The organism is Kushneria avicenniae, assembly GCF_900112585.1.
In the GTDB taxonomy this organism is placed as follows: domain Bacteria; phylum Pseudomonadota; class Gammaproteobacteria; order Pseudomonadales; family Halomonadaceae; genus Kushneria; species Kushneria avicenniae.
On the sequence record NZ_FOLY01000006.1, the window covers coordinates 59,988 to 79,154 of the forward strand.

At 59.2% G+C, this 19,167-nt stretch carries 16 protein-coding genes; 6 read left to right on the top strand and 10 right to left on the bottom strand.

Going from position 1 to position 19,167, the window contains the following annotated elements:
• Nucleotides 1–38: 38 nt before the first annotated feature.
• Together BM079_RS13785 and BM079_RS13790 are read right to left on the bottom strand one after the other, a co-directional pair.
• Complete coding sequence (locus tag BM079_RS13785; protein ID WP_090135219.1) at nucleotides 39–1,514, bottom strand: TrkH family potassium uptake protein; 1,476 nt, start codon at nucleotides 1,512–1,514, stop codon at nucleotides 39–41.
• Between the two features lie 117 nt (nucleotides 1,515–1,631).
• On the bottom strand, nucleotides 1,632–2,078 hold the full coding sequence (locus BM079_RS13790; protein ID WP_139215318.1) for a pilin: 447 nt from the start codon (nucleotides 2,076–2,078) through the stop codon (nucleotides 1,632–1,634).
• 188 nt (nucleotides 2,079–2,266) lie between these two features.
• Between BM079_RS13790 and pilB the strand changes: the two genes are divergently transcribed.
• From pilB to BM079_RS13815, 5 genes are read left to right on the top strand one after another with little or no spacing between them, the layout of a single operon-like run.
• Nucleotides 2,267–4,000 carry a type IV-A pilus assembly ATPase PilB gene (gene pilB, locus BM079_RS13795; protein WP_090135221.1) on the top strand — a complete coding sequence of 578 codons (1,734 nt, stop codon included), beginning with the start codon at nucleotides 2,267–2,269 and terminating at the stop codon, nucleotides 3,998–4,000.
• 8 nt (nucleotides 4,001–4,008) lie between these two features.
• Nucleotides 4,009–5,250 (top strand): type II secretion system F family protein, encoded by a 1,242-nt coding sequence (locus BM079_RS13800; RefSeq protein WP_090135222.1) that lies wholly within the window; start codon nucleotides 4,009–4,011, stop codon nucleotides 5,248–5,250.
• A gap of 10 nt (nucleotides 5,251–5,260) precedes the next feature.
• Complete coding sequence (locus BM079_RS13805) at nucleotides 5,261–6,121, top strand: prepilin peptidase (RefSeq protein WP_322787945.1); 861 nt, start codon at nucleotides 5,261–5,263, stop codon at nucleotides 6,119–6,121.
• A gap of 59 nt (nucleotides 6,122–6,180) precedes the next feature.
• Nucleotides 6,181–6,792, top strand: a complete 612-nt coding sequence (coaE, locus tag BM079_RS13810) for a dephospho-CoA kinase (protein WP_090135226.1) — start codon at nucleotides 6,181–6,183, stop codon at nucleotides 6,790–6,792.
• Nucleotides 6,785–7,003 (top strand): DNA gyrase inhibitor YacG, encoded by a 219-nt coding sequence (locus BM079_RS13815; RefSeq protein WP_090135228.1) that lies wholly within the window; start codon nucleotides 6,785–6,787, stop codon nucleotides 7,001–7,003. Before coaE ends, BM079_RS13815 begins: the two co-directional genes overlap by 8 nt.
• 103 nt (nucleotides 7,004–7,106) lie before the next feature.
• Here BM079_RS13815 and BM079_RS13820 read toward each other — a convergent pair whose 3' ends face one another.
• From BM079_RS13820 to secA, 3 genes are all read right to left on the bottom strand, one after another.
• The gene (locus tag BM079_RS13820; RefSeq protein ID WP_090135519.1) at nucleotides 7,107–8,051 is read right to left on the bottom strand and encodes a Nudix family hydrolase; all 945 of its coding nucleotides are present in this window, start codon (nucleotides 8,049–8,051) and stop codon (nucleotides 7,107–7,109) included.
• Between the two features lie 99 nt (nucleotides 8,052–8,150).
• On the bottom strand, nucleotides 8,151–9,359 hold the full coding sequence (argJ, locus tag BM079_RS13825; protein WP_090135230.1) for a bifunctional glutamate N-acetyltransferase/amino-acid acetyltransferase ArgJ: 1,209 nt from the start codon (nucleotides 9,357–9,359) through the stop codon (nucleotides 8,151–8,153).
• A gap of 74 nt (nucleotides 9,360–9,433) precedes the next feature.
• On the bottom strand, nucleotides 9,434–12,181 hold the full coding sequence (secA, locus tag BM079_RS13830; protein ID WP_090135232.1) for a preprotein translocase subunit SecA: 2,748 nt from the start codon (nucleotides 12,179–12,181) through the stop codon (nucleotides 9,434–9,436).
• A gap of 445 nt (nucleotides 12,182–12,626) precedes the next feature.
• On the opposite strand from secA, the gene BM079_RS13840 reads away from it, so the two are divergent.
• Entirely contained in the window at nucleotides 12,627–13,091 is a 465-nt protein-coding gene (locus tag BM079_RS13840; RefSeq protein ID WP_090135234.1) for a DUF721 domain-containing protein, read from the top strand.
• A gap of 110 nt (nucleotides 13,092–13,201) precedes the next feature.
• Here BM079_RS13840 and lpxC read toward each other — a convergent pair whose 3' ends face one another.
• From lpxC to murC, 5 genes are all read right to left on the bottom strand, one after another.
• Nucleotides 13,202–14,113: a UDP-3-O-acyl-N-acetylglucosamine deacetylase gene (gene lpxC / locus BM079_RS13845; protein ID WP_090135236.1), complete on the bottom strand. Its 912-nt coding sequence runs from the start codon at nucleotides 14,111–14,113 to the stop codon at nucleotides 13,202–13,204.
• A gap of 152 nt (nucleotides 14,114–14,265) precedes the next feature.
• Nucleotides 14,266–15,456, bottom strand: coding sequence for a cell division protein FtsZ (gene ftsZ, locus BM079_RS13850; protein WP_090135238.1), 1,191 nt, complete (start codon nucleotides 15,454–15,456; stop codon nucleotides 14,266–14,268).
• A 33-nt stretch (nucleotides 15,457–15,489) separates the two neighbouring features.
• The gene (gene ftsA, locus BM079_RS13855; RefSeq protein WP_090135240.1) at nucleotides 15,490–16,776 is read right to left on the bottom strand and encodes a cell division protein FtsA; all 1,287 of its coding nucleotides are present in this window, start codon (nucleotides 16,774–16,776) and stop codon (nucleotides 15,490–15,492) included.
• Nucleotides 16,777–16,973: 197 nt separating this feature from the next.
• Entirely contained in the window at nucleotides 16,974–17,699 is a 726-nt protein-coding gene (locus BM079_RS13860; RefSeq protein ID WP_090135242.1) for a cell division protein FtsQ/DivIB, read from the bottom strand.
• 43 nt (nucleotides 17,700–17,742) lie between these two features.
• Nucleotides 17,743–19,164 carry a UDP-N-acetylmuramate--L-alanine ligase gene (gene murC, locus BM079_RS13865; RefSeq protein WP_090135523.1) on the bottom strand — a complete coding sequence of 474 codons (1,422 nt, stop codon included), beginning with the start codon at nucleotides 19,162–19,164 and terminating at the stop codon, nucleotides 17,743–17,745.
• Nucleotides 19,165–19,167 lie beyond the last annotated feature (3 nt).

Consider the following 19,167-nt stretch of genomic DNA (forward strand, 5'->3'; position numbering starts at 1 on the left):
GAACGGCGATCAGACGTCAGGGCACCGGCAAGAGTCGGTTACTTGCGCCAGAAGGTCGGCGTCAGCAGCACCAACACGGTCAGAATCTCCAGACGCCCCATCAACATGCCGATGCTGAGCATCCACTTGGCGGCATCCGGCAGCGAGGCAAAATTGCCTGATGGGCCGATCACATCGCCAATGCCCGGGCCAACATTGGCCACCGCAGTGGCGGCGCCGGAAAGCGCCGTGATCAGATCAAGCCCCATCAGAGACAGGCCCAGCGCCAGCACCGCCACGGTAAAGAAGAAGAAGAAGGAAAAGGCGATAACCCCACGGATCTGATCATCGGTCAGCACGCGGCCGTTATAGCGCTGGACAAAGACGCCGTTGGCATGGACCAGATAGCGCAGCTGGTTAACCAGCATGATCAGCCCCACCTGAAAGCGAAAAACCTTCATGCCGCCGCTGGTCGACCCCGAACAGCCCCCGACAAAGGTCAGATAGAAAAAAGCCGCCGCCGATAGAGGCCCCCAGACCGTATAGTCATCGGTGGCGTAACCGGTGGTAGTGACCACCGAGACCACGTTGAAGGCCACCTGCGTCAGCGCATCAAAAAACTCCATGCCACGTATGGTTCGATACAGGGTCAAAAGCGCAATGACCACCACCAGCAACGCCAGCAGCCCTCTGACCTGCTGATCCTTCCAGAGCACGCCCGAGCGCTCGCGCGCCATGCGGATATAGAGCACAAAGGGCAGCGCCCCGGTCAGCATGGAGAGAACGCTCAGCCACAAAATCACGGGATTGTCGGCATACTGCCCAAAGGAGGCGTCGTAGTTGGCAAAGCCGCCAGTGGCGACCGAGGTCATGCCGTGCACTACGGCATCCAGCGGCAGCATGCCGGCCAGCCAGTAGCTGATGATCGAGACGATCGTGAAGCCGACATACACCAGCCCGATTGCCTTGGCGACCGTCCCGGCCCGCGGCAGCACCTTGTCCGACCAGTCGGAGGATTCGGTCTGGAACAGTCGCATGCCGCCCACACGCAGAAACGGCAGCACGGCGATGGCCATCACGATGATGCCGACCCCGCCGACCCACTGCATCAGGCCACGCCAGAGTTTCAGGCCATCAGAGAGATGCTCGATGCCGACCAGCACGGTGGCGCCGGTCGTGGTGATGGCAGACACCGACTCGAACACCGCATCGGCCATCGACAGGCGCGGTGCGCCGAACTGCATCGGCAGGCTGGAAAAGGCCGACATCACCACCCAGCTGGACGTGGTCAGAATGAACATCTGCCGGGGCCGCAGCTCGATGTGCACCCCCCAGGTCAGCAGAATGACCACGACGCCTGTCCCGAAGGTGGTTGCAAAGGCCCACAGAAAGGGCCACATCTGCCCGTCGCCTTCCAACGCCAGCAAAAACAGCGGAATCAGCATGAACAGCGACAGGACCAGCAGCAGCATGGCCAGGATACGCAGAATGGGGCCCATACCGGCCGGATTACGAAAAAGGGGCAGACGCAGCATGCATCGCATCCAGAGTGATCAACAGGTGCGCGCTACTATAGCGGTTCGTGGAAAGGGACGCAGCCGGGAAGGCTTATAAAAACAAAAGCCGGCGTAGGGCCGGCTTTTAAAGAATTTTCAAGTTGAGGCGACTGTACAGCCTTTGGGACGATTTGCCTCAGGAATATCTGTTTTACAGCTCCAGTCACCCTTACTATCACGTGCCAACTCAATTTTATTACCATTATTGGCGCCTGATGTATAAAGATAAGTCATGGTGACAGCGCCAGTAGGCTTGCTGCTATCTCCTGTATTAGTGGTCGCAGCTTTAACAGAAATGGTACCTAATGCATCTTTATCAGTACTGTTATCAATACCAAGCTCTGTTTCATCGACTGTACGGCCTGTCAGCACTCTTTCCTCAACCGCAGTTTGATAACCTCTTAGTGAAGCAAGGCCTGTAGCTGCCTCGGACCTTGCCACATAGTCCTGATAGCGCGGCACGGCAATGGCCGCCAGTACACCGATAATGGCGACCACGATCATCAGTTCGATCAACGTAAAACCACCCTGCCTGCCTGCCATGAACATGTCCTTCCTGATTGAATGCATGCGCTCCTGCCTGATAGACAGGATAACGGTATATTGAGCGCCTGTTTGTTGAACGGCGCAGAGCCCTTAACGACATAAACAGCCGGAACTTTAGAGAAACGAACGCCCGCCGATAACATGAAGCAAGTCGCCATCCTCTCTGACCCTATGGACCTGATTTCATGTCGGATGCTCTTGCACAGCTTTCTGCCAATCCCCTGCGCAGCCTTGCCCATCAGCTGGTCGAGGATGGCCTGCTGGACGCCGACCACGCGCTAAAACTCGAGGCACAGGCGCATCAGGAACAAAGGGCGCTGCTCGAGGTAGTCACCCAAGAGGGCGGCGTATTGCAGCGCGACGCGCTGCAGAGTGCCGGCTGGGTGTTCGGGCTTGGCTGCGTCGATCTGGAAGCCATTGTGGTCACGCGCCTGCCGCCAGTGCCGGGGCTGCCGGAATCGCTTCTCAGGCGGCTTGGCGCCCTGCCCCTGGTACGTCGTGAACACTGTCTGGTCGTGGCAGTGGATGACCCTACGCGGCTCTCTTCGCTGGATGAGCTTCAGTTCGCGATCGGCATGAGCGTTGAAGCGGTGCTGGTCCCGACCGAGCAGATTACGCCCAGACTCGAGCAGTATCTGAATATCCACGGCGAGGGCGCGCTGGCCCTGCTGGCGGGTCAAAATGCCATCGAGACGCTGGCGCTCGAAGAAGGCGATATCACGGAGCATGCCGAGGACGCCTCCATCCAGTCCAGCGATGACGCGCCGGTGGTGCGCTTCGTCAAGCAGGTCCTGCTCGACGGCATTCGCCGCGGCGCCTCTGACATTCACTTCGAGCCGTTCGAGGAGACCTTTCGCATCCGCTTTCGCATCGACGGCATTCTCATGGAAGCCTCCCGACCGCCGGCACAGCTGCGCCAGCGTATCGCGGCACGCATCAAGGTGATGGCAAAACTGGACATCTCGGAGCGACGCCTGCCACAGGACGGCAGCGTCCGGCTGAAGCTGTCGACAAGGCGTCATGTCGAGTTTCGCGTCAACACCCTGCCCACACTTTTCGGCGAAAAGATTGTCATGCGTCTGCTGGATCCGGAAAGCGCGCGCATGGGCATCGATGCGCTGGGATTTACACCAACCCAGCGCGGCATTTTCGAGCAGGCGATCGCTCAGCCACAGGGCATGATTCTGGTCACCGGCCCTACCGGCAGCGGCAAGACGGTCACCCTTTACACTGCGCTCAACCTGCTCAATACCGAGGCGCGCAATATCGCCACCGCCGAAGACCCGGTCGAAATCAAGCTCGAGGGCATCAACCAGGTCAACGTTCGCCCGCAGATCGGCTTTGATTTTGCTGCCGCCCTGCGTGCCTTTTTGCGTCAGGATCCTGATGTGGTGATGGTGGGCGAAATTCGCGATCTGGAAACGGCGGAGGTTGCCATCAAGGCCGCCCAGACCGGCCATCTGGTGCTGTCGACGCTGCATACCAATTCAGCGGCCGAAACCCTGACCCGACTGGGCAATATGGGCGTGGCCGGTTTCAACATTGCGACCTCCACCAGTCTGATCATTGCCCAGCGCCTGGCCCGCCGGCTGTGCCAGCGCTGTCGCCAGCCGGTCACCCTGCCGCATGAAGTGCTCAGCCGTCAGGGCCTCAAGGAGGATGACATCGAGCAGGCAACGCTCTATCAGGCAGTAGGCTGCGAGCACTGTACCCATGGCTATCGGGGGCGCGTGGGCATCTATGAAATGCTGCCGATTTCTCAGGCCATGAGCCATCTGATCATGCAGGATGCCGGCGCCATGGCACTGGCCGAGCAGGCTGAACGCGAGGGCCATCATGACCTGCGTCGCAGCGGTCTCGACAAGGTACTGGCGGGGCTGACCACTCTGGAAGAACTCAACCGCATTATTCGGGAGTAATCACCATCATGGCGCCTTTCGCCCTGTCAAAGCGCACAAGCGCTGCCGTCAGCGACGTCACTACCTTCCGCTGGATGGGCAAGAATGCTCGCGGCGAGCGGGTTCGGGGTGAGATGCACGGTGTCAGCGACCACGATATTCGTCGTCAGCTCTCCTCGCAGGGCGTGATCGTGACCCGCCTGACTCGCAAGCGCACCCTGCCGGGCATGGGGCATCGCATCAGGGGCCAGGACATCACGCTTTTTGCCCGCCAGATGGCCACTCTGATTCGTGCCGGCGTGCCCCTGTTGCAGTCGCTCGATTCAGTGGCCAACGGCACCAATCGACCGGCACTACGCCATTTCGTCGAGACCCTCAAGCAGGACGTCTCGAGCGGCATGAGTTTTTCCCGGGCACTGGCGGCGCATCCACGCCATATCGATCAGCTCTTTGTGCATCTGATCGAGGCGGGCGAACAGGCCGGCGCCCTTGATCGCATGCTGGATCGCGTGGCAACGCACAAGGAGCGTCTTGAACATCTCCGGGCCCGTGTTCGCAAGGCAATGTATTACCCCGCCGCTGTGGTAGCCGTAGGCATCGGCGTCACGGCGCTGCTGCTGATCAAGGTCGTGCCGCAGTTCGAAAACATGTTCGAAAGCTTCGGGGCCGAGCTGCCGGCCCCGACTCGAATGACCATCGCGCTTTCAGAGGCCGCACAGCATCTCTGGTGGCAGATGCTGCTGGCGGCGACGACCTTCGGATGGCTGGCGCGACGCATGGTGAGACGCTCGCCGGCACTTGCTTTTCAGGCAAGTCGCCTGATGCTCAGACTTCCCGTACTTGGACCGGTCATCGAGCGTGCTGCCATTGCGCGCTTTTCACGGACACTGGCGACCACCTTTGCCGCCGGCGTGCCGCTGATGTCGGCGCTGGAAACGGCCGGCGGTGTCTGCGGCAATCTGGTGTTCGAGCAGGCCATCGAGCGCGTGCGTCATGACGTCAGTGCCGGTCAACAACTTCACTTTGCCATGCGCACCACGGGACTTTTTACGCCCATGGCGCTGCAGATGGTCGCCATCGGCGAGGAGTCGGGCTCGCTGGAAGCCATGCTGAACCGTGTGGCCGACTTTTATGATGATGAGGTTGAAAGCCGTGTGGACACGCTAACCACGCTGATGGAACCCCTGATCATTGTGGTGCTGGGCACTCTGGTCGGCGGCGTAGTGGTCTCGATGTATCTGCCCGTTTTCGATCTCGGCAGCGCAATATAGGAACATGATCATGTCATCGCTTACCGACCCTCTTTTACTGATCATTGTGGCACTGCTTGCGCTGACGCTGGGCAGCTTTCTCAACGTCGTGATCGCCCGGCTGCCCGTCATGCTGTCACGACAGTGGACCCGGGAAGCCCATCAGACGCTGGCGCTTGTGCCGCCGACGCATGAGAGATACAACCTGCTCCTGCCGCGCTCGCACTGCCCGACATGTGACACGGCCATTGCCTGGCATGACAATCTTCCGCTGGTGGGATATTTCAAGCGTGGGGGGCGCTGCGCGCAGTGCCGGTCCCCTATCAGCGCGCGGTACCCGCTGGTCGAGGCGGCCAGTCTGGTGCTGGTGCTCTGGATCGTCTGGCACCACGGCCTGACCGTAAGCGCCCTGGCACTGTCACTGGCCTGTCTGACGCTTCTGGCGCTGGCTGTCATCGATGTTCGCACCCTGCTGCTGCCTGATGTGCTGACGCTGCCCCTGCTGTGGGGCGGGCTCGTGTATCAGCTGATCGATCATCCTGACCGTCTGGCCGAATCGGTCATTGGCGTCGTCGCAGGTTATGGTATCGCCTGGGGATTTTACTGGTGTTTTCGACTGACCACTGGAAGGGAGGGTCTGGGTCGCGGTGATTTCAAGCTGCTGGCAGCGCTTGGGGCCTGGTGTGGCTGGCAGGCCCTGCCGCTGATTCTGGTGCTCTCGGCCACCACAGGGGCGGTGATCGGTATTCTCATGCAGCTGGCCATCCCCCGGCTCAGGGGTGCTCCGATGCCTTTTGGCCCCTTTCTGAGCGCGGCAGGCATGCTGCTGTTGCTGGGAGGTGATAGGGTGATCGAGCTGTATCACCACCTTATCGGCCTCTCTTCGATATAGACATCCATGGACACCATTGTTGCCTTCGGGCACCACAACGATCATCAAAGGGAGCTGTCATGCTGATTATCGGCCTGACCGGTGGTATCGCCGCCGGCAAGACCACCATCGCTGAAGCCTTTGCGCGACGCGGCGCGGCCTGGGTCGATGTAGATCATCTGGCCCGCGAGGTGGTGATGCCCGGCGAGCCCGCACTGGCCGACATTCGCAAACGCTTTGGCGATACTGTTCTGACCGAGCACGGGGCGCTGGACCGCGCGGCGCTGAGAGAAATCATTTTCAACGATGCAAACGCTCGTCATGATCTTGAAGCCATTACCCACCCGCGTATTCGCGAACGACTGATATCGCGCCTCGGGACGCTGACGGGGCCCTACGCCCTGCTGGTGTCGCCGCTGCTGCTGGAAACCGACCAGCATCAACTGGTCAACCGGATTCTGGTGATTGATGTACCGCCGGAGGAGCAGATCAGAAGAACCTGCGAGCGTGATGGTGTGCCCGAGGCTCAGGCGCGCGCTATCGTGGAGGCCCAGATGTCACGCAATCGGCGACTTGCCAGTGCCGATGACGTTATCGACAATGTCGGCAGCTTTCATGCCGTCGATGCCTGCATCGACCGGCTTGATCTTTTCTATCGCCAGCTTGCCAGCCAGTACAACGCCCATGAATGATGAGAGCAAGACCCCCGTAGTGCCCTGCCCCCAGTGCGGCAAGCGACTTTACTGGACCAGCGACAACCCCTGGCGTCCGTTCTGCTCCAAACGCTGCAGAACGCTCGATCTGGGCGCCTGGGCCGATGAGTCGCATCGCATTGCCGGCGAGCCGGCCATGGATGATGCCAGCCTTGATGAACTCATGAACCGCATCGAACGCGGCGACTAGTCACATCAGATGCCCTGTCAGGCACCGGAAGGACAAAAGGGCCACCCCGATGGGGTGGCCCTTTTTGTGGCATGACGACCTGCTTGCGGCACAACAACCGGCATCAGTGCCAGAATTCGCGAATCGAGGCGATCCCCTGTGCGCCCACGGCGCGGGCACGGTCATTGTCATCACGCGAGGTGCCCCCCAGTGCATATACCGGCATGGTAACCTCCTCGACCATCTGCTGCAGGTCATGCCAGCCAATGGTGACGGCGCCCGGATGACTGGGGGTTTCACGTACCGGTGACAGCGTCGCAAAATCACAGCCCAGTCGCTGGGCCTGAGCAAGCTGCTCCTCGTTGTGCGTCGAGGCTGCCAGCCATTTGCCATTATCGACGGGCCGATGGGTCAGCGCCATCAGCTCGCGGCTGGGCAGATGCAGACCATCAGCACCCACAGCATGGAAGGTGTCCAGCGAACAGTTGAGTATCAGCGATGCACCGTGCTCGCGACAGGCGGTCAGCGCGCGTTCGGCGCGGGCGCGGTAGGCTCTTTCGTCCAGATCATGGGCCCGCAGCTGTACCAGTCTGATGCCGTCTTCCACCAGCGCGCGCTCGAGCCTGCGATCAAAATCGGCTTCATCATCGGCCTCACCGGTGATCAGATAGTCGTGAGGCAGAGTAACAGCACGGATAATGGGGCCATTGGCGGCCGGGAAGGCATAGCGCCCCAGATCGTCGGGACTGACCCAGCGAACGGCCTGTCCTTCACGTCCCCAGGGGTCTCCCTCGAAATCATGCGTTTCCCAGACATCGAGCAGAATGTGCTTGTCAGGATATTCATGATGAACGCGGATCAACGGCTGAGCACGCTGAATGCTGATGCCAAGCTCTTCGCGCAGCTCACGGCGCAGCGCCTCAAGCCCGGTTTCATAAGGGGCCAGCTTGCCGCCGGGGAATTCCCACAGTCCGCCCTGATCGGCAATCGATGGCCGCCGCGCAATCAGCACCTGGCCCTGATCGTTGAAAATGGCCGCAGCGGCGACGTGTACCCTTCTTTTCGGCATGCTGGCATGACCTTTCTGATGCGTGAATATCAATCGATAGAGGGGATGGCATAACCCTGCCATGCCCCGAAACGTGATAGCGACAGCGCCCGGCGCGTGTCAGCTGCGGTAATCGGCGTTGATGGAGACGTAATCGTGAGAGAGATCCGATGTCCAGACCCGCTCTTTCGCCGTACCACGTCCCAGACGAATCGCAATGGTAATCTCTTCCTCGGCCATGACGGCGGCGCCGGCTTCCTCGCGATATTCCGCGGCGCGACCGCCCTGTCGGGCGATGGTAACGCCGTTGATATCGATCGCCACCTGACTGACATCGAAATCGTCGATGGGCACCTTGCCGACCGCCATCAGCAGACGGCCCCAGTTGGCGTCGCTGGCGTAAAGCGCCGTCTTGACCAGCGGTGAATGCGCCACGCTGAAGGCAACGGCCAGCGCCTCGTCCTGGCTGGCAGCCTCCTCGATGATGACGGTAACAAACTTGGTGGCGCCTTCGCCGTCGCGCACGATGGCCTGCGCCAGCGTCAGCAGCACATCGTCCAGTGCACGGGCAAACCCGGCAAGCGCCTCGTCGCTTTCGACGGTCGCGCCACGCCCCGTCGCTACCAGCGTGCAGGCATCATTGGTCGACGTATCGGAATCTATGGTGATGCGATTGAAGCTGCGATCAACGCTTTCCCGCAGCAGCTTCTGCAGCATGTCATGACCGATGGCGGCGTCGGTGGCCACAAAGGCCAGCATGGTGGCCATGTTGGGACAGATCATGCCGGCACCCTTGGAAATGCCGTTGATGGTGACCGGCTGGCCCTCGACCGTAATGGTCCGCGTGGCCCCCTTGGGGCGCGTATCGGTGGTCATGATGCCTTCGGCCGCGGCCTGCCACTGACCGCCATCCAGCGAGGTCAGTGCCTCATCCAGCCCGCCCCGAATCCGCTCGACCGGCAGTGGCTCGCCGATCACACCGGTGGAAAAGGGCAGCACCTGCTCCGGCAGTACGTCGGCCCGCTCGGCCAGCGCCGCACAGCAGGCCAGAGCATCCTGCATGCCCTGATCACCGGTACCGGCATTGGCATTACCGGTATTGATCAGCAGATAGCGCGGCGCACCATCTGCCAGATGACGCCTTGCCACATGTACAGGCGCCGCGCAAAAGGCATTACGGGTGAAGGTCGCGGCCATGTGGCTGCCCTCGACCAGTTCAAACACGACCAGATCACGGCGATCGGCCTTTTTGATGCCGGCACAGGCAGTGCCCAGCCGCAACCCGTCGATGCAGGGCATATCGGGAAAATGCGCTTTACCTACGGCCATGATCACTCCCCTTGCCGTCATTGTTGTCGACCCGGCACCCGTCGAGGGGCCGGGTTACATTGCTGCACCAGTGGCTATTTGTTGAGGCTGCCATGACAGTGCTTGTATTTTTTACCTGACCCGCACGGACAAGGATCGTTGCGCCCGACCTTGGGGTCATCGCGACGCACGGTCGGATTCTGCACCGCCTCAGCAGCTGCCACGGCCTCTTCACTGACCTCGGGAGCCGGTGCGTCTTCATGAGCAACATCGGTACGCGTCAGCTCGCTGGCCTGTTGCTCACGCTGCAGGTTTTCACGCCGTTCGCGTTCCAGTGTTTCGGGATCGGCCTGCTGGCGCACCTGAACGTGGCTGAGAATCCTGACGACATCGGATTTGATGTTGTGCAGCAGCGTCTGGAAAAGCTCGAAGGATTCGCGCTTGTACTCCTGCTTGGGATTTTTCTGCGCATAGCCACGAAGGTGAATGCCGCGACGCAGATGGTCCATCGACTGGAGATGCTCCTTCCAGCGGGTATCAAGCACCTGCAGCATGACCTGCTTCTCGAAGCGACGCATGGTCTCTTCGCCAACGCTTTCTTCCTTGGCCGCCCAGGCCATGCGAAGCTGTTCGTGAAGCTTCTCGCGCAGCATCTCCTCATGGAAGTCTTCATCTTCGCGAGCCCAGGTCGTGACCGGCGCCTCGAGATTGAACTCCTGACGCAGATGCTCTTCGAGACCGGGTAGATCCCACTGCTCGGCCAGGCTCTGGGGCGGCACATAGCTCGAAATGGCGTAATCGAGCATCTCGACACGCAGGCCCTGCACGTTATCAGAGACGTTATCAGAGGCCAGAATCTCGTCGCGCTGGTCATAGACGACGCGACGCTGATCGTTGGCCACGTCATCATATTCCAGCAGCTGCTTGCGCATATCGAAGTTGCGACCTTCAACCTTGCGCTGGGCGCGCTCCACAGCGTTGCTGACCATCTTGTGTTCGATGGCCTCACCCTTCTCAAGACCCAGCACACCCATCATCTTCTGCACCCGTTCCGATCCGAACAGACGCATCAGGTTGTCCTCCAGCGACAGGAAGAAACGGGTGGAGCCCGGGTCCCCCTGACGGCCTGAGCGACCGCGCAGCTGGTTGTCGATACGGCGCGACTCGTGACGCTCGCTGCCGATCACATGCAGACCGCCCGCTTCGATAACCGCATCGTGGCGCTTTTTCCATTCGGTCTTGATGGCGTCGATGGCAGCATCACCCGGCTCGTCAAGGGCAGCCACTTCGGACTCCCAGTTGCCCCCCAGCATGATGTCAGTACCGCGACCGGCCATGTTGGTGGCAATGGTCACGGACCCCGGCCGACCGGCCTGAGCAATGACCTCGGCCTCACGGTCGTGCTGCTTGGCGTTGAGCACGTTATGGGGAAGCTGCTGCTTGCGCATCATCTCCGAAAGCACCTCGGAGCTTTCGATCGAGGCCGTACCGACCAGCACCGGCCGGCCCTCGGCCTGCTTCTCCTTGATGTCTTCAATGATGGCCTCGAATTTCTCGACGGTCGTCATGAAGATCAGATCGTTGAGGTCCTTGCGTGCCCGCGGCTTGTTGGTCGGAATGACCAGCACGTCCAGGTCATAGATCTGGCGGAACTCGAAGGCCTCGGTATCGGCCGTACCGGTCATGCCGGAAAGCTTTTCATAAAGGCGGAAATAATTCTGGAAGGTGGTCGAGGCCAGGGTCTGGCTCTCCTTCTGGATTTCCACATTTTCCTTGGCTTCCACCGCCTGATGAAGGCCTTCCGACCAGCGACGCCCGTGCATGGTGCGCCCGGTGTGCTCATCGACGATGATGACCTCGCCTTTGGCCACAACATAATCGACGTCACGCTGGAAAAGATGCTTGGCCCTCAGCGCTGCCGACACGTGATGCAAGAGTCCCAGATTGTGCGCGGCATACAGCGAGTCTTCCTCGGGCAGCAGATTGGCCTGGCGCAGAATCATTTCAATCTCGTTGTGGCCGCGCTCGGTCAACTCGATCTGCTTTTGCTTTTCATCAATGATGAAATCGCCGGTTTCCGGGTCCTCGGGGTCCTCGCTAGGGACCAGCGGTGCGACCAGCTGATGAATGGTGCGATAGATATCGACATTTTCATCTACCGGACCAGAAATGATCAGGGGCGTACGCGCCTCATCGATCAGAATCGAGTCCACCTCATCGATAATGGCGTAGTTGAGCTTGCGCTGGACCTTCTCGGCTTGCGAAAAGGCCATGTTGTCGCGCAGATAGTCAAAACCATATTCGTTGTTGGTGCCGTAGGTAATGTCGCAGGCATAGGCACTGCGCTTGTCGCGCGGCTGCTGACCGGCGTAGATAACGCCTACGGACAGGCCCAGAAACTCATATAGCGGGCGCATCCAGTCGGCGTCACGGCGTGCCAGATAGTCGTTGACCGTGACCACATGCACGCCCAGTCCGGGCAGCGCATTGAGATAGACAGCAAGCGTTGCGACCAGCGTCTTGCCCTCGCCGGTTTTCATCTCGGCGATGCGGCCTTCGTTAAGTGCCATGCCGCCAATCATCTGGACATCAAACTGGCGCATGCCCATCACGCGCCGAGTCGCTTCCCGCACGGTAGCAAAGGCTTCAGGCAGCAGCTTTTCAAGCGTTTCACCATTGGCAATGCGCTCGCGAAACAGGGCCGTCTGCTGCTGCAGCGCCTGATCATCCAGCGCCGTCATGGATTCTTCCAGCGCATTGATACGCACCACTGCCTTGCGCATGCGTCTGATTTCACGGTCGTTCTTGCTGCCGACCATCTTGCGTAACAGCGTATTCAGCATTTCTTTATCCTGTGTCGTCGTGTCATGTCATCGGCAAGGGTAATGACACGTCGAAGGCGGGCCGCGGCGTGACAGCACATCATGACCTGTCGACATGGCAAGCCAGGGTCGAGCAGGCAGCGCCATGCGCATGACATCGGTCAACGCTGTCGGTAGAGACCAGAGGCGCCAGACCAGACGTCTCAGGCGATAACGCCGACGAGATTCTGCGCGGATGTGTTCCGGTGAATGAAAACAGATCCGGATCAGTCGTGCCGCAGCATCATCGAAACGAGGCTCTGCCATGCCGATCGGCAAGAGACAGCCGATCAGGATGCCGGCCAGCCACCATCGGGTTCTGAGGCTGCGTGGCAGACGGAATGTACGAGCAGGATGGGTCATGCTGTCAATCTGAGGATCAGCCGTGATAAATTGGCGCCATTGTTGATGATCGCGCGGCAGGGCCATGAGTATAAAGGGTAAAGGAGTACGCGCCCAGCCCGTGGGGCAATTGTTACGTACCCGCGGTTCACTGGCGCCCCTGATTCAGACAGCGAACACTCTTTTTGAGGCGCAGGAGCATCTTGTCAGCGCCCTGCCCGAGGAGATCAGGGATCATGTGCGCGTCGGCGGTTATCATGAGGGTCATCTGACACTGATCACCGATCGCGCCGTCTGGCTGACATGGCTGCGCTTTGAACGCCAGCGCCTGCTGACCCTGCTGCGACAGCTCCCCGCCTTTCACGCCATTGAAGGCCTGACCTTCAAGGTCCGCCCCATTCGCCCCGACTATACGCCACAGGCGAGAACCCGGGAGCTCCCCGAGGCAGCGGCCGACCAGCTTCGCGAATGCGCCCGCGATACCACCAGCCCTCGTCTTAAAAAATCGCTTGAACGTCTGGCGTCGCACGCCGGTCAAAACAGCAGGTAACCGTTGTTGCCCCGGCTAAAAACCCGCCAATAAAAAAACGCTCATAAAAAAGGCACCGATCATAAATCGGTGCCTTTTGCTGTTGAAGTCCTGCTGGCGTCACCAGAAGCTTACATGGCCATGGCTGGCTCGGAATAGGAAATCGGCGAGGTTTCACGATCCTCGAAGGTCACGATTTCAAACGCTTCCTGATGCTGAAGCAGCGCACGCACCAGCTGATTATTGAGCCCGTGCCCGGACTTGTAGCCACGGAACTCCCCAATCAGGCTATAGCCGAGCTGGTAGAGATCGCCGATGGCATCAAGCACCTTATGACGCACGAACTCGTCTTCGTAGCGAAGACCGTCCTCGTTCAGAATGCGGTACTCATCGACCACAATGGCGTTGTCCAGACTGCCGCCGAGTGCCAGATTCTGCGAACGCAGGAATTCGATATCACGCATAAAACCAAAGGTGCGCGCGCGGCTGACTTCCTTCACAAACGATGTGGTCGAGAAATCAACGCTGGTGGTCTGCTTCTGGCTGGCAAAGACCGGGTGATCAAAGTCGATGGCAAAACTGACCTTGAAGCCGTCATACGGCAGGAAGGTCGCGTATTTGTCGCCATCCTTGACCGTCAGTTCCTGCTTGATGCGGATAAACTTCTTCGCCGCTTCCTGCTCGGCAATACCGGCCGACTGAATCAGGAACACAAACGGGCCGGCACTGCCATCCATGATGGGTACTTCGGGCTCGCTGAGATCAACGAAGGCGTTATCGATGCCCAGGCCTGCGAACGCAGACATCAAGTGCTCGACGGTGGAAACACGTACATCGCCTATCGCAACGGCAGTGCACATGGTCGTGAAATGGACATTTTCCGGATGCGCCGGAATACGCACAACAGGGTCAAGATCGGTACGCACGAACACGATACCGGTATTGGCCGGTGCCGGACGCAGTGTCAGGTAAACCTTTTTACCAGAATGCAGACCAACACCTGTCGCGCGAATGGTGTTCTGTAGTGTTCTTTGACGGATCATAGTCTGGGCTACCAGGCAGAAAACATTCAAACAGTTGTTTGTATGGTAACAGCTCCCCATGGATTCGACAACGAACAGTGTTCGATTAGTCGATGTTCATGTCACTGCGGTTACCACAAAATTCGGCGGCCCCTCGAGGCCGCCGGATCAAATCAGTCTGCCTGACGGCGCAAAAAGGCCGGGATGTCGAGGTAATCGTCCATTTCCTGCGATTTCTGACGACGTTCACGAGAGGCTTTCTGCTGCTCCTTTTCCTTCTCCTTGTCACGCTCGCGAGAAGCTGCCTGCTGGCGCGACACTGCCGGCTGTCGCGCCATGCGACGATAGTCGGCCTGATCGCTGCTGCGTGATGTCTGGGTCTGACGCGGCGCGGCCTTCTCGACACGACCATCAAGGCCTGCTGCCACAACGGTCACGCGCAGATCGTCGGTCATCTCCATATCGATGGCCGTACCCACCACGATGGTGGCATCCTGAGAGGCAAATTCCTGCACCGTCGCGCCCACATCATTGAACTCACCGATGGAGAGATCCGGACCGGCCGTGATGTTGACCAGAATGCCGCGCGCGCCGTTGAGATCGATATCTTCCAGCAGCGGGCTGCGAATGGCCTTTTCGGCGGCTTCGCGGGCGCGATTTTCGCCCATCGCCGTACCGGTACCCATCATGGCCATGCCCATCTCGGACATCACGGTTCGAACGTCGGCAAAGTCGACGTTGATGATACCGGGGCTTGTGATCAGCTCCGCGATGCCCTGAACGGCACCCAGAAGCACATCATTGGCAGCGCTGAAGGCTGTCAGCAGACTGGCGTTCTTGCCCAGCACCGTCAGCAGCTTTTCGTTGGGAATGGTGATCAGGGAGTCGACATGTTCTGAAAGCTCCTTCATGCCCTCCTCGGCAGCACGCTGACGCTTTGGCCCTTCAAAAGGGAAGGGGCGCGTGACAACCGCTACGGTCAGAATACCCAGTTCCTTGGCCACCTGCGCCACGACTGGCGCACCGCCGGTACCAGTACCACCGCCCATGCCGGCGGTAATAAAGACCATGTCGGCACCCTGCAGGAGCTCGGCAATACGCTCGCGATCTTCCATGGCGGCCTGACGGCCGACTTCCGGGTTTGCACCGGCACCAAGTCCCTTGGTAATTTCACTGCCCAGTTGCAGAACGGTCTTGGCAGCAACTCTCTTCAGCGCCTGCGCATCGGTGTTCGCGCAGATGAATTCAACGCCTTCGATATTGCTCTCGACCATATGGTTGACAGCGTTGCCGCCACCACCACCTACGCCGATTACCTTGATTACCGCGCTGCTGGATGGCGCATTGTCTACAAGCTCAAACATAACCCCGTCTCCTGGACCGCCAAGGCAGTCCTGTCAGAAATTTCCTTTTAACCAGCCCTTGATCCGCGTAATGGTTGAGGAGAGCCGCTCGTTGTCCTGGCGCTCGGACTGGTAACGTCTTGGCTGCTCATCCCGGCGGGGTTGGGCCGTAGAACGCGAGTAGCGAGAATATTTCATGCCGTAGAGTAACAAACCAACGCCGGTCGAATAAATTGGATTGCGCACGACATCAGCCAGCCCACGCACGTTCTGCGGACAGGCAATGCGCACCGGCATGTGAAATATCTCTTCTGCCAGCTCCCCTACCCCTTCCATTCTTGACGTACCGCCTGTCAACACGATACCGGCAGCCACCAGATCTTCATACCCACTACGGCGAAGTTCATCGCGCACCAGGGTAAAAAGTTCTTCATAGCGAGGCTCGACGACCTCGGCCAGATGCTGTCTGGAAAGATCACGCGCCGGACGATCACCAACGCTTGGCACCTTGATCATCTCGTCGCTGGACGCCAGCTGCGTCAGCGCACAGGCGTACTTGACCTTGATGTCTTCGGCGTACTGGGTCGGCGTACGCAGCGCCATGGCGATATCGTTGGTCACCTGGTCACCGGCAATGGGGATGACAGCCGTATGCCGAATGGCGCCCTCGGTAAATACGGCAATATCGGTTGTGCCGCCACCGATATCCACCATGCAGACCCCCAGCTCGCGCTCATCCTCGGTCAGAACGGCATGGCTTGATGCCAGCTGCTCGAGGATGATGTCGTCGACTTCAAGACCGCATCGACGCACGCATTTTTCGATGTTCTGGACAGCATTGAGCGCTGCCGTAACCAAGTGGACTCGCGCCTCAAGGCGCACGCCCGACATGCCCAGCGGTTCACGAATGCCTTCCTGAGTATCGATGGCATACTCCTGCGGCAGTACATGCAGAATGCGCTGACCTTCGGAAATGGCACGTGCCCGAGCGGAATCGATGACCCGATCGATATCGGATGGCGCCACTTCACGTTCCTTGATGGCCACAACGCCATCGGAATTCATGGAGCTGATATGACTACCCGCGATACCGACATAAACGGAGTGGATGTCACATCCCGCCATGAGTTCGGCTTCTTCCACGGCACGCTGAATCGACTGCACCGTGGATTCAATATTGATGACCACCCCCTTTTTCATACCGTGCGAGGGGTGGGAACCGATGCCGGCAATTTCGATACCGCCGTCATCAGTGGGTTGTCCAACAATGGCCACAACCTTGGATGTTCCGATATCCAGCCCGACTACCATATTATTGGAAGCGTTGGTGTCTCCTGCCATAGGTCGGGCCTACTCCCTGATCAACCTGTTAATACGCACAATTATCTCGATCGCATCCAATTAAAAAAGTAACTGGCGTAATTACGCGTTAATAATACTGAAAATCCTTCCCGAGAATACGGTGATTTCAATGTGAAAGAAATACCCATTCCCGGTGATTCCCCGTGTTTTTACGCAACTTAACGAGAACGTTTCATTTATTGCTCTGATTTATCATCTTCAGTGTCATTTTCGCCATGCCAAGCCACTGACACGCCGTTTGGATAACGCAGATCAATATATCGAATATCATTGCGATATTCGGAAAGCCCACGCTGCCATGCCGTCATGAAACGCTCAAGCCGCATGTCCAGATCGGTTCTTCCCAGCATGATCCAGAAGGCATTATCGAGCTGAACACGCCAGGCACCTCGTGGTTCAAGACGCAACTGGGTAATGGTCATTCCAAGCGTTGAAAACTGCTTTTTCAGGGCATCGTAATAGGCCAGCACTTCAGAACCACTCCCCTGCGGCCCCGCAAGCCAGGGTTTATCCCCTACATTGCTGATGGGCCCGGCCGCAAAGGCCTCACCCTGTGCGTTCAGTAGGAAACCATCGTTCCACCAGGCCACGGGGCGCTGCTCGTAAAGCTCAAAGGTCAGCGCATCCGGCCACCGTCTTGAAAGGCGAACGTCCTTGAGCCAAGGCACTTCGAGCGCTTCGCTGCGAAGCTGGCCGATATCCACCGATAGCCAGCTCTGACCGGCAATCAACGGCGCCAGCTGATCCTGCAGGTAGCCGGCATTGACGTATTCCAGATCTCCCCGGATGGAGACGCGCTCGATAGGCTTGTCCAGCCAGACCCACAGCGTACGCCCGCCGGCCACCAGCAGCGCCACAATCAGTATCAGCCCCAGCAGGCGATTGGAAGTAGCCGTTGTCATTGCACGTCCTGCACCGCAGAGCAGATCTCGAAAAGCCGGGGCATTACAGGGTGCCCCCCTTGAATCTGAGCTCACAGCGGGCCAGCGCGTTGCTGATACCGCCGATATCTCCGGCACCCTGAGTAATCAGGATGTCGTTGTCATCCAGTACGTTATCCAGAATGTCGCCAAGCACTTCACGACTTTCGACAAAAAGCGGTGACGTCTGACCGCGCTGCCGGATGGAGCCTGCCAGCGCGCGTGAATCAGCACCGGTGATGGGCGACTCGCCGGCGCTGTAGACGTCCAGCAGCAGCAGCTGATCCACACCCGACAGCACGCGCACAAAATCCTCGTAAAGGTCGTGGGTTCTGGAATAGCGATGCGGCTGATAAATCATGACCAGTCGACGGTCCGGCCAGCCCTCGCGCACGGCGCGAATCACCATTTCCACCTCACGGGGGTGGTGGCCGTAGTCATCCACCAGCATTACCGGCAGTGCATCACCGGTACTGCCAGGCAAACGATAATGACCCTGCACCTGGAAACGACGCCCAACGCCGGCAAAGCCCGCCAGAGCCTGAACAATCGAGGCGTCGCCGACGCCGGCATCGGTGGCCACCGCAATCGCGGCCATGGCGTTGAGCGCGTTGTGACGCCCCGGCATGCCCAGCCGAATAACGATCGGCGCATGTGGCGCGGGCCGGCAGGCGGTAAACGAAATGGTATCGCCCTGCTGCGAAAACTCGGTAATCCGGTAATCAGCCGCCTCGTCAAAGCCGTAGGTGACAAACTGACGTTGAACCCTGGGCAGTAGCTCGCATACAACGGGATCGTCCAGACAGACGATGGCCATTCCATAAAAGGGCAGGTTATGCATGAACTCGATGAAGGTGTCCTGCAGACGACCGAAATCTCCTTCATAGGTCGCCATATGGTCGGCATCGATATTGGTCACGATGGCCGTCATCGGCTGCAGATGCAGAAATGAAGCATCGGATTCGTCCGCCTCGGCGACCAGATATTCACCCTCTCCCAGTTGCGCATTGCTGCCGGCACTGGTGAGTCGACCACCGATCACGAAGGTCGGATCCAGCCCGCCCTCGGCCAGAAGCGTGGCCGTCAGACTGGTGGTCGTGGTCTTGCCATGAGTCCCTGCCACGGCAATGCCATGACGAAAGCGCATCAGCTCGGCCAGCATCTCTGCACGACGTACGACAGGCACCCGATGCTCGCGCGCGTGTACGACTTCCGGATTGTTCGGATCCACGGCACTTGACACCACTACTACATCGGCATCGCGCACGTTGTCACCGTGATGGCCGATGGCCACGCGAATACCGCACTGGCGCAGATGCGCCACGACCGAGGATTCGCGAAGATCACTACCGCTGACGCAGAATCCCTGATTGGCCAGCACTTCGGCAATGCCGCACATGCCGGAACCGCCGATGCCTACAAAGTGAATACAGCGTATGCGACGCATACC